Source organism: Xanthomonas sp. SHU 199 (genome assembly GCF_000364665.1).
Classification (GTDB): domain Bacteria; phylum Pseudomonadota; class Gammaproteobacteria; order Xanthomonadales; family Xanthomonadaceae; genus Xanthomonas_A; species Xanthomonas_A sontii.
This window is the reverse complement of sequence record NZ_AQOI01000672.1, coordinates 1-535: the sequence shown is the minus strand read 5'-3', so window position 1 is coordinate 535 and position 535 is coordinate 1. Positions and strand designations below refer to the sequence as shown.

General features: G+C 75.3%; 1 protein-coding gene. It reads left to right on the top strand.

Going from position 1 to position 535, the window contains the following annotated elements; genetic code table 11:
* The coding region (locus tag D183_RS25310) for an AAA family ATPase (RefSeq protein WP_039728756.1) at positions 1-535 on the top strand (535 nt) is incomplete at both ends.

The window sequence follows — 535 nt, the reverse complement described above, 5'->3', positions numbered from 1 at the left end:
GAGCGCATGGCCGAGAGCCTGCGCGCCGCGGTGGCGCGCGCGCTCGCCGACGGCGTCGACCCCACCCTGGCCGAGGCGCTGCCGGCCGGCGCCAGCACCCTGCATCGCCTGCTCGGCGTCATCCCCGACCTGCCGCGCTTCCGCCACGACGCCGACAACCCGCTGCCGTTCGACCTGATCGTGATCGACGAAGCCTCCATGGTCGACCTGCCGCTGATGTGCAAGCTGGTCGACGCCGTGGCCGACGGCGCGCAACTGATCCTGCTCGGCGACGCCGACCAATTGCCCTCGGTGGAAGCCGGCGACGTGCTCGCCGCGATCCTGCAGGCCGCCGGCCCCGGCGACGCGCTGCAGCCCGACGACGCCAAGGCGCTGCAGCCGCTGCTCGGTCACAGCACGGTCGCGCACGACCACGGCGGCCTGGCCGGACATCGCGTGCACCTGCTGCGCGGCTACCGCCAGGCCCAGGACTTCGCCCTGGCGCCGCTGGCCGACGCCGTGCGCAGCGGCGATGCCGACGGCGCCCTGCGCCTGC